Annotated in this window: 11 protein-coding genes; 10 read left to right on the top strand and 1 reads right to left on the bottom strand. The window is 34.4% G+C overall.

What is annotated here, in order from left to right; translation table 11 throughout:
- Positions 1 to 366: 366 nt before the first annotated feature.
- The 3 genes from ACW2QF_RS10550 to ACW2QF_RS10560 all read left to right on the top strand — a co-directional run bounded on the left by ACW2QF_RS10550 (position 367) and on the right by ACW2QF_RS10560 (position 6840).
- A complete protein-coding gene (locus ACW2QF_RS10550) occupies positions 367 to 3168 on the top strand; it encodes a glycoside hydrolase family 48 protein (protein WP_455715966.1) in 2802 nt (933 codons plus the stop codon).
- 113 nt (positions 3169 to 3281) lie between these two features.
- Entirely contained in the window at positions 3282 to 6080 is a 2799-nt protein-coding gene (locus ACW2QF_RS10555) for a glycoside hydrolase family 9 protein (protein ID WP_455715967.1), read from the top strand.
- 16 nt (positions 6081 to 6096) lie between these two features.
- Complete coding sequence (locus tag ACW2QF_RS10560; protein WP_455715968.1) at positions 6097 to 6840, top strand: LytR/AlgR family response regulator transcription factor; 744 nt, start codon at positions 6097 to 6099, stop codon at positions 6838 to 6840.
- On the opposite strand, the gene ACW2QF_RS10565 is transcribed toward ACW2QF_RS10560, so the two are convergent.
- The gene (locus ACW2QF_RS10565) at positions 6791 to 7585 is read right to left on the bottom strand and encodes an HAD family hydrolase (RefSeq protein WP_455715969.1); all 795 of its coding nucleotides are present in this window, start codon (positions 7583 to 7585) and stop codon (positions 6791 to 6793) included. The genes ACW2QF_RS10560 and ACW2QF_RS10565 overlap by 50 nt on opposite strands.
- Positions 7586 to 7874: 289 nt before the next feature.
- On the opposite strand from ACW2QF_RS10565, the gene ACW2QF_RS10570 reads away from it, so the two are divergent.
- From ACW2QF_RS10570 to ptsP, 7 genes are all read left to right on the top strand, one after another.
- Positions 7875 to 8651 (top strand): flagellar motor protein, encoded by a 777-nt coding sequence (locus ACW2QF_RS10570; protein ID WP_455715970.1) that lies wholly within the window; start codon positions 7875 to 7877, stop codon positions 8649 to 8651.
- On the top strand, positions 8620 to 9432 hold the full coding sequence (locus tag ACW2QF_RS10575; RefSeq protein ID WP_455715971.1) for a flagellar motor protein MotB: 813 nt from the start codon (positions 8620 to 8622) through the stop codon (positions 9430 to 9432). The genes ACW2QF_RS10570 and ACW2QF_RS10575 overlap by 32 nt, the downstream gene beginning before the upstream one ends.
- Before the next feature lie 148 nt (positions 9433 to 9580).
- Positions 9581 to 10441 carry a YitT family protein gene (locus ACW2QF_RS10580; RefSeq protein WP_455715972.1) on the top strand — a complete coding sequence of 287 codons (861 nt, stop codon included), beginning with the start codon at positions 9581 to 9583 and terminating at the stop codon, positions 10439 to 10441.
- Between the two features lie 274 nt (positions 10442 to 10715).
- Entirely contained in the window at positions 10716 to 11549 is an 834-nt protein-coding gene (gene licT, locus ACW2QF_RS10585) for a BglG family transcription antiterminator LicT (RefSeq protein WP_455715973.1), read from the top strand.
- Between the two features lie 261 nt (positions 11550 to 11810).
- Positions 11811 to 13949, top strand: coding sequence for a glucose PTS transporter subunit IIA (locus ACW2QF_RS10590; protein WP_455715974.1), 2139 nt, complete (start codon positions 11811 to 11813; stop codon positions 13947 to 13949).
- A gap of 85 nt (positions 13950 to 14034) precedes the next feature.
- Complete coding sequence (locus ACW2QF_RS10595; protein WP_455715975.1) at positions 14035 to 14292, top strand: HPr family phosphocarrier protein; 258 nt, start codon at positions 14035 to 14037, stop codon at positions 14290 to 14292.
- A gap of 18 nt (positions 14293 to 14310) precedes the next feature.
- The gene (gene ptsP, locus ACW2QF_RS10600; protein ID WP_455715976.1) at positions 14311 to 15924 is read left to right on the top strand and encodes a phosphoenolpyruvate--protein phosphotransferase; all 1614 of its coding nucleotides are present in this window, start codon (positions 14311 to 14313) and stop codon (positions 15922 to 15924) included.
- The last annotated feature ends 66 nt before the right edge of the window (positions 15925 to 15990 follow it).

Here is a 15990-nt window from a genome sequence, read left to right on the forward strand (position 1 = left end):
ATAGTAATAAAAATTCTAGATAATTATATTCAATCTTCGTCTAGTGTCAGAATAAACAAAACTATATTAGCAGATAAGTATATGATATTATGTTAAAATATTAGAAAAAAGATTAATATTATTACTATAATCAGTATACATATATATTTACTTAAAATTGAACTTACATTTTGTGGCCGAATAACATACATGATATACGATTTGTGTTGTAAAATTTCCAAAATATCCTATTATTAAATTGTTAATTGTAAATTGTTGTGGTAACAGAGGGAAAGGAGGTAATACGGAAAAATAGGATCTAGAAGGTATCGAAGCATGGTAGTAATTGTTCAATGGGAAATGAAAACAAGTAAAGGAGAATAAGGTATGAAAAAAAGCAAGAAATGGGGTTTATTAAGTTCGGTTTTAATTGTTTCACAATGTATTAGCCCGTTCAGTGGTTTGTATGTGGGTGCAAAGACAGATGGTGATGCTAATACAACAACTTACGCGGTTGAATCAGATACGCCAAGTATTTATGAACAAAGATTCCTTGAATTATACGATGACATTTATGACAAAGAAAACGGGTATTTTAATGATCAAGGAATCCCTTATCACTCAGTTGAAACATTGATGGTAGAGGCACCAGATCATGGTCATGAATCAACGAGTGAAACAGCAAGTTATTTGCTTTGGTTGCAGGCAATGAAAGGAAGAATAACGAAAGACTATTCAGGGGTTGAATCTGCATGGGATACGATTGAAAAATATTATATACCAACATCGGAAGATCAGCCAGGTCAATATAGTTATAACCCTAGTAAACCTGCGACTTATGCGGCAGAGTATTCTTTGCCGGACTATTATCCAAGTCAATTAAAGTTTGATGTAAAGGTAGGACAAGATCCACTTTACACAGAACTTCGTAATACATATGGAACACCACAGATGTACGGTATGCATTGGCTTATTGATGTTGATAACTTCTATGGCTATGGTAAACGTGGTGATGGAGTATCAACACCATCTTATATCAATACCTACCAACGTGGTGAACAAGAATCCGTGTGGGAAACAATACCTCATCCATCATGGGAAACATTCAAGTGGGGAGGAGATAAAGGTTTCTTACCATTTTTCACAGGAGATAACTCATATTCAAAACAATGGCGTTATACAATTGCTTCTGATGCAGATGCTCGTGTAGTACAAGCTATGTATCATGCGAGTGAATGGGCAAAAGAGGATAACAAATCACTTGATAAGTATGTAGCAAAAGCAAGTAAGATGGGTGATTACTTACGTTATTCCATGTTCGATAAATACTTTATGAAAGTTGGAGCGCAAGGACTTACTGCAGCAAGTGGACGTGATTCAGCTCATTATCTATTATCATGGTACTATTCTTGGGGTGGTTCTATGGATGATAGTTGGAGCTGGAGAATTGGAAGTAGCCACAATCATTTTGGTTATCAAAATCCAATGGCAGCATGGGTTCTTTCCAATGATACAGAATTTATTCCTAAGTCACAAACAGCGCAGAGTGACTGGTCTAAGAGTTTAGATAGACAATTAGAGTTCTATCAATGGTTACAATCATCAGAAGGAGCAATTGCTGGTGGAGCAACTAACTCTTACAATGGTTCCTATGACAAGTATCCAGCTGGAATAAGTACTTTCTATGATATGGCTTACGAAGAAGCACCTGTTTATGCTGATCCAGGAAGTAATGAATGGTTTGGTATGCAATGTTGGTCTATGCAACGTATGGCAGAACTCTATTATCAAACAGGTGATACAAGAGCAAAAGCGATATTAGATAAATGGGCTAACTGGGGAGTTTCAGAAGTTCAATTAAAAGATGATGGAACATATTTAATTCCTAGTACTTTAAAATGGTCAGGTCAACCAGATACATGGACAGGAAAGTCTACTGGTAATCCTAATTTACATGTTACGGTTGCAAATTATGGTCATGATATTGGTGTTACATCATCTCTTGCAAATACTTTAACATACTATGCTGCTGGTTTACAAAAACATACAAGCGATACTTCCTACCAAGGCTATGTTAGCGTTGCAAAGGAATTATTAAATCGTATGTGGAGCCTATACAGAGATGATAAAGGTATTGGTGATGAGCAAGAGCTTACTACCATGTTAGGGCGTTTCTTTGATCAGAAGATAGCAGTACCTGATAACTATAGTGGAACAATGGCAAATGGAGATAAGATTGAAAAAGGATCTACATTCTTCTCAATCCGTACTGGATATGAAAAGGATCCTGATTTTAAAAGGCTAAAAGATGCGTATGATAATAAGAAACCATTTTCAATGGTATATCATCGTTTCTGGGCACAATCAGAAGCTGCAATAGCTCTTGGAGTAATGGATGAATTTTTCCCAGAAGATGGTGCAAGTGTAGTAACTCCTGTTGTCTCAGTTACAAGTCCTTCAAATAGTGCAACATTTGATTGGGCTAACTGTGAAAATGGAATTACAGTAAAAGCAGATGCAACAATTGCAAAAGGTAGTATTAATAAGGTTGAATTCTACGCAGATGGTGTGAAATTTGCAGAAGATAGCAGCGCAGATTACCAAGGTGTTTATGTTCCAACGAAAACAGGTGCTGTTAACGGCAAAAAGACAATTGTATTAAAGGCGATTGCCTATGCTGATAATAATACAGTAAAAACATCGAACGAGGTAACTATAACCATTACTATGCCAAAGGAAGAGAATCCAACGAATCCAGATATTAACGTTGAATTCAAGAGCCAAGGTGGAGATTCAAGTAATATTATTGGTGGGCAGTTTAAGGTTACAGCTAAGAAAGAAGTAAATCTATCAGATGTAAAGCTTCGTTACTACTATACGCTAGAAGATGAAATAGCACAAAATGCATATATAGATAGCGTTAGTTTAAGTATGACCAAAGCTCCATGGTATGTAAGTTTAAATTCTTCCACACAAGTTAAGATTGTACAAGTATCAGGAAATAACTACTATATGGAAATCTCATTTAATACAGATCTGACTTTAGACGAAAGTGGGAAGCTTGAGTTGGGTATCCGTTTGAGTAAAGCAAACTGGAGTAATTTTGATCAAACAAATGATTATTCCTATAAATCAGGAGTGATCGTTTTGTATAAAGATGAAGTAATATCAGGGGTGCAACCATACTAAGTCTATTAAGTTGTTGATTAAAAGGAAAGGAGAATGCTGCTGTCCATCTTATTGGATTCATAAGATGGACAGCTATAACAACAAAGAGGTTGTTATAGGGGCATAAATGGAATATGGGAAATAAAAAATTAAAAAAAACAATGAGTATGATTTTAGGAGTTTCTCTTATATTAGGTACGGTAGGAAATGCTGTTCCTGCAGTTTTAGCTTCTTCAGATACGAATACGGTAGTTAATACTAAGAATTATAATTACGGCGATGCATTAGAAAAATCAGTTATGTTTTATGATTTTCAAAAATCTGGTAAGTTACCAGAAAATCAACGTAATAATTGGAGAGGAGATTCTGGTTTAGCTGATGGCGCAGATGTAGGTTTAGATCTTACTGGGGGAATGTATGACTGCGGTGATCATGTTAAATTCAATTTGCCAATGGCATATACATCTACTATGTTAGCATGGTCATATTTGGAGAGCACAGATATTTATAAAAATTCGGGACAAGATGTCTATTTATTAGAGAATATCAAGTGGATTACAGATTATCTAATAAAGTGCCATCCATCAGCTGATGTGTATTATTATCAAGTTGGTGATGGTGGACTTGATCATGCTTACTGGACTTCAGCAGAAGTTATGCAAATGAATCGACCTGCATATAAGGTTGATCTAGACCATCCAGGTTCCGCAGTGTGTGGTGAAGCAGCAGCAGCACTTGCTTCCGCCTCAATCTTATTCAAAGATAGTGATCCTACTTATGCAGCAACCTGTTTAAAGCATGCGAAAGAACTATTTTCGTTAGCAGAGAGAATGAAAGGTGATTCGGGATATAAGGAGCATGCAGGCTCTTACTATAATTCAAGTCATTTCTATGATGAATTATCATGGGCAAGTATTTGGATCTATATCGCTACCAATGATGGTACATATCTAACTAAGTCAAAAGACTATAGTGAGTATTGGGGAAAAGAAGGTCAAACAGATGAAATCGCTTATACATGGGCTCATTGCTGGGATGATGTTCACTTTGGTGCTGAATTATTAATAGCACAACATGATTCCTCAGAGGATGCTGCTATCTACAAAGAAGCAATTGAGAATAATTTAGATTACTGGACAACTGGTAAAGATGGAGAACGTATTACCTACACCCCAAAAGGATTAGCATTCCGAGATTCATGGGGAAGTTTACGTTATTCTTCAACTCAGTCTTTCTTGGCGAGTGTATATGCAGATTGGGATAAAGCAGATCCAGGCAGAGCTGATACCTATGAAACGTTTGCTAAATCTCAAGCAGATTATATACTAGGAAGTTCAGGTAGAAGCTATTTAATAGGTTATGATGAAACATCGCCTACGCAACCACATCATCGTACTGCTCACGGAGCTTGGGAGAATAATGCATCTGGTGCACCTAGTAAAGCTAGACATGTCCTTGTAGGAGCTTTAGTCGGTGGCCCTGATAGTAATGATGGATATCAGGATGTAATAACAGATTATCAACATAATGAGGTTGGTTGTGATTATAATGCAGGACTAGTTGGTCTTATGGCTAAAATGTATGATGATTTCGGAGGAACTATTAATCCAGATTTAAATGCCATTGAAACAGTAGGCGAGGAATTATTTGTGGAAGCTGGTGTGAATGCACAAGATAAACAAAATACTGTAAACTTTGTAGAATTGAAAACTGTTGTATATAATAGAACAGCATGGCCAGCTAGAGTAACAGATAAACTAAGTTTTAGATATTTTGTAGATATTAGTGATGTAATTGCTTCAGGTAAGACTGCAAGCGATATGAAAATAGCATGCAGCTATAGTCAACGTAGTGCTAAGGTTTCTGAATTGAAGCCATGGGATGCAGAACATGGAATTTATTATACAGAGATTGATTTATCTGGTGCAAAGATTTACCCGGGTGGTCAAAGCGAGCATAAAAATGAACTTCAGATCAGAATTACAGCTCCTGGAAAATGGGATTATACGAAGAGTCCATCTTTTAAAGATTTAGAAAATAGTAGCTCAAGTAGTCTCGTAAAATCCGAGAATATAGCATTATATGATGATGGAAAATTAGTCTTTGGTAAAGAACCTTCAAAGGGAAGTGATATTCCTGTAGAAACCCCAACTGTAGAAGTAGTGAATCCAACAGATGGTGCAGTAATTGATATGAGCAAAGAGGTTATACCAATCGAACTTAATGCAGATGCAAGTATAGCTAAAGGTAATATTACTAAGGTTGTATTCTATGTAAATGATAAGGAAGTGGGGACTAGCATAAGCAAGCCATATCAAGCAAGTTTTACTCCAAGTGGAACAGCTAGCAAACTTGGTGATTTAAAATCATATACAATTAAGGCAAAAGCATATGGGGATAATGGTACAAGTACAGTTTCAAAATCCATTACCGTTCAAGTACAACTTCCTGTTTCTGAGAAACCTATTCCAACAGATATTGAGATTGAAGTAAGTAATACAGGGAATACAGCTATTTCAACAAGTACATTACAAAATAATTTTTCAATCAAACATAAGAGTGGAAAAGCACTTGACTTATCCAAGTTATCAATTCGCTATTACTACACATCAGATGGAACTGAAAAAGAAACGGTATGGTGTGATAACACGTCAATGACATACAACAAAGCTCCTTGGTATGTAAGCTATACGGGTATTAGTAAAGGAAATGTAGTAAAGATGAGTGATAAAACGAGTCTTTCGGATAGTTATATTGAAATCACATTTAATTCTTCGGATACGTTAGAAGAAGGTGCTGTTTTAAATGTTGCAACTAGAACTGCCAAGGATAATTGGAGCAATTATGATCAAAGTAACGATTATTCCTATGGGGATAGTGAAAAGGTAGCAGTGTATTACGATGGTATATTAATTTCTGGAATAGAACCATAGAAAAAGGCTAGGGAATATGATAGGGATAGGGATTTGTGATACTGATTTGATTTTTGTTGAAAATCTTCAAAGAATACTCAAGGAATATTTTGGTGAGCAATTCGTAAAATATTCGATTACTACTTATTACTGTGAAAGTGATTTGTTAATTTGTAATCTGGAAGAATTTGATCTTTTCTTCTTAGAGGTTGTATTTGATAAAGGGAATGATGGTATTGAGTTAGCGAGGAAGATAAGAGAACAAAACCAGACTGCAGAGATTGTATTTATTACATATCGTTTGGATAAAGCGTATCAAGCTTTTGAAGTAAATGCACTTCGATATCTACCAAAACCACTAGAGAAAGAGGGACTAATCAGGACGTTGGAATTATTTTTAAAAAACAGAAAAGAAAAATCTTCAAAATTAATTATCTTAAATCAAGGACAGAAGTTTTTAAACATACCTTATTCAAAGATAGTATATTTTGAAACATTGGATCGAAAGTTAAAAGTAATTACAACAAACAAAACATATATAGTAGATAATAAAATCAATGAAATTGAGCAAAGACTAGAAGATTGTGAATTCTTTCGAATTCACAAATCGTATCTAATTAATCTTGCTTATGTCAAAGAACATGATCGTTCAACTGTGACCTTGCTTAATGGAGATGTTGCTTACATAAGTAGGTTAAAAACCAAACAGTTTAAAGAAAAGTATCAAGTTTTTATTCAATCACGTACTTCATTATTCCATTTGCAACACCGTCCTCTGTAACAGAGTCTGTGATTTTTTTTGCAAAGGATTTAACGTAGTCAGTAGCATTATCCATAGCAATACCACATCCAACAGTAGATAACATTTCGATGTCATTCTCACCATCACCAAATGCATAACTACATTCGATTGGTATGTTAAGGTATTCTAGTGTTTTTAAGATTGCGGTAGCTTTCGTATTTTTCCTGTTATATATCTCGAATAGACGTGGATCAATACTTTTAAAGCTACCGTATTCTTCATAACTATCAATAATATCCAAACATTGTTTGGCTATATCACCATTAGGGCATAATGCTTCAATCTTCAATATGCCTATATCATCTGATGGGAGAGTACGTTTCATATAACTTGTTGGAATACCTATTTCTTTGTAGAATTCATAGAATTCAGTTGACTGCTCTGGAATATAGGAATATTCTGAGCTTTCTAAAATATATTGGATATCTCGATTATTGAACTCATCGAGCATTCTTCTATAAAAGTTATCATCAAATGGACTTTCATAAATCGTAGAATCATTAATCATTATATGTGCACCATTAGCAAGAATAAAGCCATCAAATCCAAATGATTTTAAATTCTCATCTATAAAGGCAAATGGTCTGCCGGATGCTATAAAAGTATAATGACCTTGTGCCCTAAGCGTCTTAATTGCTTCTTTTACCTTATCTGACATAGTATGTTGGTTATTCATACAGTTAATAAGTGTCCCGTCGATATCAAAAAATATTGCCTTCTTCATGTTGTCCTCCTAAGTAGAGAAAATTGTTATCTTAAAGTACAATTGTACAGTGCTATTCTATATTGAATAGTACGGTTTGTCAAAACAATTCCCACAAGATGAATGCCTTATTAAATAAGGATTAGTCATTAAAATGAATTAGAATAATTATACAATTAAGAATTCGCTTAATTTATTTTTCCATGATTGACTAAATTCGGTTTTGGAAGTAAGATAATAAAATTGACAATTTAGGGAAGTTTTGACACCTAAATCCTTAGAGACTAAAGAGTGTGAAAGGAGAACTTTAATGGATATTGTTACAGTTATTAGTCTTATATTTTCTTTTATAGCATTAGTGGTAGCATTTGTATTAGAAGGCGGAGTTTTAGGAGCTTTATTAGAACCAACTGCGGCATTAATTGTTTTTGGAGGAACGTTTGGTGCTATTGGAATGTCATTCGCTGCTAAGGATTTAGCGAAAATACCAAATTTATTGAGGATAGCATTTAAAAAGGAGAAACAAGATAGAACAGAGTTACTTACATATTTCGGAGATGTATCCACGATGGTTAGAAAAGAGGGCCTTCTTTCATTAGAAGGTAAGCTTAATAATGAGCAGAGTATGGATCCATTTTTGGTATCGGGTCTTCAGATGGTGGTAGATGGAATTGATGTTGATGAAGTTAGAGAGACGTTAGAAAGTAGAATTGAGAATATGCAACAACGACATGCAAAAGGAATTGGTATATTCGAAGCAGCAGGTGGATATGCACCTACAATGGGGGTACTAGGTACAGTTATGGGATTAGTTCACGTTCTAGGTGATTTAAGTAATCCTAATGAACTAGGTGGAAAGATAGCGGTAGCATTCATAGCAACTTTGTATGGAGTTGGTTCGGCTAATCTAATATGGCTTCCTATTGGAACGAAATTGAAGGAACTTGATGCGGATGAAACTATTACAAAATATATGATGCTAGATGGTATTACAATGATACAAAAAGGTAGCAACCCAACATTAATAGCAGAGCGTTTGGAGGGATACTTAGATTATGAAAATGCGAAAGAAGCACGAGGGAAATAGTGAACGTTGGTTATTGACATATTCGGATTTAATAACACTGTTGATGATTCTTTTTGTATTGCTATATGCTATTAGTAATGTAAATCAATCAAAATATGATCAACTTGCAGATTCTCTTAGTGAATCATTTGGTACAAAATCAAATTCAAGTGGTCTGAATGGCTCGGACTCTGTATTACCAGGTGCTGAGAGTGTATTACCAGGCGGGGGAGAAATTCTGCCTGAAGGTGATAGCGAGTCATCTACGGAACAATCAACAGGTCAAGCAGGTGTAGATCAGTCAGCAAATCAAACACAGACTGGTTCAAAGGATCAGATGGAATCACTAAATAATGACATTAACAAAATAATTTCCGAGAATAACTTGGGACAAGATATCAGTACGAGTCATTATGAGGATGGTTTAATAATTACATTTCCAAGTAGTGTGTTCTTTGATAGTGGAAATGCCATATTAAATGATAACATGAAGCGAGCACTTGATATAATTGCTAATAAATTGAATGAGATTGATAATGATATTCTAGTAAAGGGATATACAGATAATGTACCAATTAAGGATAGTACGTTTTCATCAAACTGGCAGTTGTCAGCTGTAAGGGCAGCCAATGTAGTTGAGTATCTTGTAGAGAATAATAAAGTCGCAAGTACACGTTTAATGGCTGTAGGTTGTGGTGAGAATGACCCAATTGCATCCAATGATACGATGGAAGGGCGAAATAAAAATCGACGTATTGAGATGGTTATATTATCAAAAGCGAATAAAAATAATAAAACGTGAAATAATAATATATAAGTAAAGTTATATAACTCTTTATAGGAAAAGATGAAAGAGCAAAGATATTTGCGGATTATACAGTAATATAATCCACAAATATCTTTTTTGATTTTATGATATATAAATTAAAATGTAGAGAGGATAATGCAACATGGAATGGTTTAAAGATAAAAAAAGAGTAAGTGGAGATATTTTATGGGAATGTATTGGTAGTTTCTTAATAGCAATTGCACTTTATAATTTTGCCTTAAATGCAAAATTTCCAATGACAGGTTTTTCTGGTATTGCGCTGATATTCTATCGCCTTTTTCAAGCTCCAATTGGTATAACAACCATTATTCTCAATATACCAGTAGCATTTCTATGTTATCGTTTAATAGGTAAAGATTTTATGATACGATCAGTGCGTTGTATGGTGATCTCTTCTTTAATGATAGATTATCTAGCCCCTTTACTACCATTATACAATGGAAATAGAATGTTATCTGCTTTAGTAACTGGTACCTTAGGTGGAATAGGGTATGCAGTTATTTATATGCGTAATTCTTCTACTGGTGGTGCCGACTTCATAATTATGGCTATGAAGGCAATCAGACCACATATGAAATTAGGTACTATTGCATTCTTAACCGATATCGGAATTATCTTAGTAGGTGGAATTATTTTCAAAGATATGGACGGTATTATATATGGTATGATAATTAATTTCTTATTTGCAGTAGTAGTAGATAGAGTAATGTGCGGTTTGAATTCTAGTAAAATTGCTTTGATTATAACTGAGAGAGGAGAAGAAGTCTGTGACCTTATCGATGAATGTTGTGGACGAGGTTCAACAATACTAGATGGTCGTGGTGGTTACAGGAAGAGAAATAAACAGGTTGTGATGGTTGCTTGTAATTCAAAGGAGATGTATCAAGTTGAAAAATCAGTTAAAAAACTTGATGAAGATGTATTTATAATAGTTATGGATGCTAATGAAATACATGGTGAAGGATTCCGAGTGTTTGGATAAAGATGATTTGGGTAATTATTACAAGTGGTATATTATGATTTGTGTCTTATATGAACAAAATTTTAAAATTTATCTTGAGATTTTAATAAATATGTGCTAAAATGATTTTAAATTAAATAACAGTATTAGATTGTGACTGGTAAAGCAGGCAAGACTAACTTATAGAACAGAATTTTTCTATGGAGTTGGTCTACTTTTATTTGTTGGGAATTAATGTGAATGATTCGCGAAGGTTGGTCTCTGTTTGTTGTTTTGCTAGTGGGAGGAAGGCAATGTGTATAGAATTACAAAGCTGATTAATAATAATGTAGTATGTTCTAACGATGCAGAAGGCAATGAGGTTATTTTGCGAGGATTAGGCATTGGTTTCCAAAAAAAGGTTAATGATAGTATTGAAGATGATAAAGTAGAGAAAATCTATAAGATGGAGAATAAAGCAACATCTAATAAACTTCAAGAATTATTAGCCGATATACCAATAGAATACATTACAGTTTGCACTGAAATTATAGAATATGCAACGAAGAAACTGAACAAAAAGTTGAATGATAATATCTATATTACTTTAACAGATCATATTAGTTTTGCGATTACTAGAAAAGGAAATAAGTTAGAGTATCGTAATGTATTATTAACTGAGATTAAAACCTTCTATGAAGCAGAATATGAGATAGGAGTTCAGTCTTTAGAGATAATAAAAGAAAAATTAGGCGTTGAATTATCTTATGACGAAGCGGGCTTTATAGCTTTACATATCGTCAATGCAGAACTTGACACCAATATGGGAAATATGGTCAAGATAACGGAACTTATCCAGATGATAGTAGATCTTATTCGAGATTACTATGGTAAACCTCTTGATGAAGATTCGTTTAATTATACTAGGTTTATTACACATCTCAAATTTTTTGGACAACGTTTATTCAACAATAAGGTTGTTGAAGATGATGATGAAGAATTCAGAAGTTTAGTTAAGGATAGATATCCGGTTGATTACCAATGTGCTGAGAATATCGCTAAATTAGTTTTAGAAAAATATAATAAAAAAGTTACGGAAGAAGAATTAATGTTTCTTACAATACATCTAAGAAGAATGCAGATGTCGTAAGAACACTTCAATGTCCCGGATTGTGACTGGTAAGGCAGGCAAGACCGAAGTAAAGGTATAACATAAGGCAGTAGTGTATGTTATAGTTTTTGCTTTGGTCTTTTTTTATAATTAAATCAATATTGTTTAATTAATTTAAAGGGTTGTTGAAATGGTTTGATTATTTCTAGCCATTTTATCATACATTAATTTGTAAATAGGAGAGGTGTATTCTTGAATAGTTACAAATTATACAAGAACATAAGAAAGGTAAGAAAAACAATGAAAGACAAAATTTTTGGTGTTTTACAAAGAGTTGGAAGATCCTTCATGTTACCAATTGCAATTCTGCCAGTAGCAGGTTTGTTTTTAGGAATTGGTGGTTCATTAACGAATGAAACAATGCTAGAAACTTACGGATTGCTAAAGGTTATGGGTGAAGGTACAGTCCTTAATGCAATTTTTACGGTAATGAGTAAAGCTGGAAGTATAGTGTTTGATAACTTGCCATTGCTATTTGCAATGGGTGTTGCCATTGGTATGGCTAAGAAGGAAAAGGAAGTTGCAGCGTTATCTGCAGCGTTAGCATTCTTAATTATGCATGCTTCAATCGGTGCTATGATTGATATTAATGGCGGTACTAAAACATTATTAGAAGGTGCTTCTGCACAAGTACTTGGAATCACTTCATTACAAATGGGTGTTTTTGGTGGTATTATAGTAGGTCTAGGTGTAGCAGCGCTCCACAATAGATTTTATAAGATTGAGTTACCTCAAGTTCTTTCGTTCTTTGGTGGGACAAGATTTGTACCAATCATTAGTACGGTAGTTTATTTAGTAGTTGGTATTGCTATGTACTTTATATGGCCAACAATCCAATCTGGAATCTACCAAGTTGGTGATCTTGTATTACAATCAGGGTATGCAGGTACATGGATATATGGTGTAATGGAAAGAGCGTTAATACCATTTGGTTTACATCATGTATTCTATATGCCATTCTGGCAAACAGCAGTTGGTGGTTCGGCAACGGTAGCTGGTACAGTAGTTGAAGGTGCGCAAAATATCTTCTTTGCGGAACTTGCAGCACCAAACATTACACATTTTAGTGTATCAGCAACAAGATTTATGTCAGGTAAATTCCCACTTATGATCTTTGGTTTACCTGGTGCAGCGCTTGCTATGTACACGACTGCAAAATCAAACAAAAAGAAAGTTGTTGGTGGTTTATTATTATCAGCAGCGTTAACATCAATGTTAACAGGTATTACAGAACCAATTGAATTCACATTCTTATTCGTAGCACCTATTCTTTATGTAATTCACTGTGTACTCGCAGGTTTAGCATACATGTTTATGCATATACTAGGTGTTGGTGTAGGTATGACCTTCTCTGGTGGTTTAATTGATTTATTCTTATTCGGTATCTTACAAGGTAACGGAAAGACAAGTTGGATATATATCGTAATCGTAGGTATTTTCTACTTTATCATTTACTACTTCTTATTCCGTTTCTTAATCTTGAAGTTCAACTTTAAGACTCCGGGACGTGATGATGATACAGAAGAAACAAAACTTTACACAAGAGCAGATGTTAATGCCCGTAAAAATAACACTAGTAAGGAAAGTGGTGCAGTAAGTGCGGCTGATGAAACTTCAGTATTAATTACTAGAGGTTTAGGTGGTAAAGCAAACATCAGCGATTTAGATTGCTGTGCAACAAGATTACGTACAACGGTATATGATGCTTCATTAGTTGACGAGCAAACGCTTAAAGCAAGTGGTGCAGCTGGTGTTATTAAAAAAGGTAATGGTATCCAAGTAATTTACGGACCAAAAGTAACAGTTATTAAATCTAACTTAGAAGATTTCTTACACACTCCTGAGAGTGATCATGTAATGGAACATAAAGCTCCTGTATCTACAGAAGCAGCTACTAAGAAAGAAGAAAATAAAAAATCAGGAAATACGGAAACTGTAATCTATTCACCTTTAGAAGGAAAAGTTATGTCACTAAAAGAAGTTGGTGACGGTGTATTTTCAGAAGAATTATTAGGGAAAGGTATTGCCGTTGAACCAAGTAATGGTACTGTTAAAGCTCCATTTGATGGTGAAGTTATGATGGTATTTGATACAAAACATGCAATAGGATTACGTTCTGATTCAGGTGTAGAAGTTCTTATCCATATCGGTATTGATACTGTTCAAATGAATGGAAAACCTTTCGAAGTTAAAGTAGAAAGTGGACAAAAAGTAAGCAAAGGCGATATTCTTGTTAAAGCGGATCTTAAAGCTATCACTGATGCAGGTTATCGTACAGTTACACCAGTTATTGTATCAAACACTGAGAACTACGAAGATATAGTTACTACAGCTACAGGTAAAGTAACATTTGGTGATGGGCTTGTCAAAGTAAAGTAATATTGGTACAATATTAATATAAGCAAATTAGGGATTAAACGCATATTCCCTAATTTGTTTAGTTAGATAGAAAGGAATTAAGAGTATGAAACAATTTAATTATGTTATTACAGATGAAGCAGGAATTCATGCTAGACCAGCAGGGCTTCTAGTTAAAGAAGCAAAGAACTATAGTTCAAAAATCACTCTTGAATCAGAAGGAAAATCTGCAGAAGCAACTAAGTTATTAGCAATCATGGGAATGGGAGTTAAGAACGGAACTACTATTACAGTAAAAGTTGACGGAGAAGATGAAGATAAAGCATGCGCAGAAATGGAAGCTTTCTTCAAAGCTAATTTCTAAGAAAGTAAGGAGTTATTTATGCAACAATTTAGTGGAAAGTCTATCTTTAAAGGGGTAGCAATAGGAAAGATTTATTTCTATTCCAAAGGTGAGCAGCAAGTTAAGAGATATAAAATAGAGGATGCTGCGGCGGAAATCCTACGCTATAAAAATGCAAAAGAGCAAGCAATTAAAGAACTAACAAAACTTTACGAAAAAGCACTTAAAGAAGTTGGCGAAGGAAATGCTGAAATCTTTAATGTTCATATTATGATGTTAGAAGATGAAGACTATAATGATTCAGTTACCAATATTATGGAGAACCAATTAATGAATGCAGAATATGCGGTAGCTAGAACTTCAGATAATTTCTATGAAATGTTCTCAAACATGGAAGATGATTATTTCAAAGCAAGAGCATTCGATATCAAGGATATCTCGGAACGTGTTATTTCAATTTTAAATGGCACTAATACAGGCAGTGATATTGGTGATGAACCAGTTATCATTGTTGCCAATGATTTGGCTCCAAGTGAGACAGTACAGATGGATAAGGAAAAACTCCTAGCGTTCGTAACAGAGCTAGGATCTTCAAATTCACATACTGCAATCCTTGCAAGAACTATGAATATTCCAGCTTTAATTGGCGTAGAGATTAGTGAATCATGGAATGGAAAGATGGCTATCGTAGATGGCTATACTGGAACCTTTTTAATTGATCCAGAAGAAGATATACTTAATAAATACAAAGCGAAAAAAGAAGAAGAAGAGAACAACAGAAAGTTACTACAAGAACTAAAAGGAAAAGAAAATGTTACATTAAGTGGACAAAAGATTAATATCTATGCCAACATTGGTAATGTAACAGATCTTGCAGCTGTACTTCAAAACGATGCAGGTGGTATCGGATTATTCAGAAGTGAGTTCTTATACTTGGAATCCGATCATTTCCCAACAGAAGAAGAACAATTCCATGTATACAAGCAAGTTGCAGAAACTATGGCTGGTAAGAAAGTAATTATCCGTACATTAGACATCGGTGCAGATAAGCAAGTAGATTACCTTAACCTTGGTAATGAAGATAATCCAGCAATGGGATATCGTGCTATTAGAATCTGTCTTAATGAGCCAGAAATCTTCAAAACTCAACTTAGAGCCATTCTTCGTGCAAGTGCATTTGGTAACATTTCAATTATGTTCCCAATGATTATCTCGGTAGATGAGGTTATTCAAATTAAGAAGATTGTGGAAGAAGTGAAGAAGGAATTAGATTCTGTTGGTATTGAATATGGTGAAGTAGAACTTGGCATCATGATTGAAACACCAGCAGCGGCACTTATTAGTGATTTATTAGCGAAGGAAGTTGATTTCTTCAGTATCGGTACGAATGATTTAACACAATACACGTTAGCGATTGACCGTCAAAATGCAAAACTAGATCCAATCTATAATCCACATCATGAAGCAGTATTACGTCTAATCCAAATGGTAGTTGATAATGCTCATAAAGAAGGAATCTGGGCTGGTATTTGTGGTGAGTTAGGTGCTGACTTATCATTAACAAAACGTTTCCTTGAAATGGGACTAGATGAATTATCTGTTTCACCAACCTTTGTATTACCTGTTAGAAAAGTAGTAAGAGAAACAGAATAAAATATAATTGAAAAACAATCTCAAAAGTTAAATACTTATGGCGATATATTCCTATATGCTATAGGC

It is taken from the genome of Anaerosporobacter sp., from assembly GCF_965301125.1.

What these genes read in the sequence shown, in the direction of transcription:
- ACW2QF_RS10570 (WP_455715970.1), top strand. Translation starts at nt 7,875, where the DNA reads ATGGATATTGTTACAGTTATTAGTCTTATATTTTCTTTTATAGCATTA.
- ACW2QF_RS10565 (WP_455715969.1), bottom strand. Translation starts at nt 7,585, where the DNA reads ATGAAGAAGGCAATATTTTTTGATATCGACGGGACACTTATTAACTGT.
- ACW2QF_RS10590 (WP_455715974.1), top strand. Translation starts at nt 11,811, where the DNA reads ATGAAAGACAAAATTTTTGGTGTTTTACAAAGAGTTGGAAGATCCTTC.
- ACW2QF_RS10560 (WP_455715968.1), top strand. Translation starts at nt 6,097, where the DNA reads ATGATAGGGATAGGGATTTGTGATACTGATTTGATTTTTGTTGAAAAT.
- ACW2QF_RS10595 (WP_455715975.1), top strand. Translation starts at nt 14,035, where the DNA reads ATGAAACAATTTAATTATGTTATTACAGATGAAGCAGGAATTCATGCT.
- ACW2QF_RS10580 (WP_455715972.1), top strand. Translation starts at nt 9,581, where the DNA reads ATGGAATGGTTTAAAGATAAAAAAAGAGTAAGTGGAGATATTTTATGG.
- ACW2QF_RS10550 (WP_455715966.1), top strand. Translation starts at nt 367, where the DNA reads ATGAAAAAAAGCAAGAAATGGGGTTTATTAAGTTCGGTTTTAATTGTT.
- ptsP (WP_455715976.1), top strand. Translation starts at nt 14,311, where the DNA reads ATGCAACAATTTAGTGGAAAGTCTATCTTTAAAGGGGTAGCAATAGGA.
- ACW2QF_RS10555 (WP_455715967.1), top strand. Translation starts at nt 3,282, where the DNA reads ATGGGAAATAAAAAATTAAAAAAAACAATGAGTATGATTTTAGGAGTT.
- ACW2QF_RS10575 (WP_455715971.1), top strand. Translation starts at nt 8,620, where the DNA reads ATGAAAATGCGAAAGAAGCACGAGGGAAATAGTGAACGTTGGTTATTG.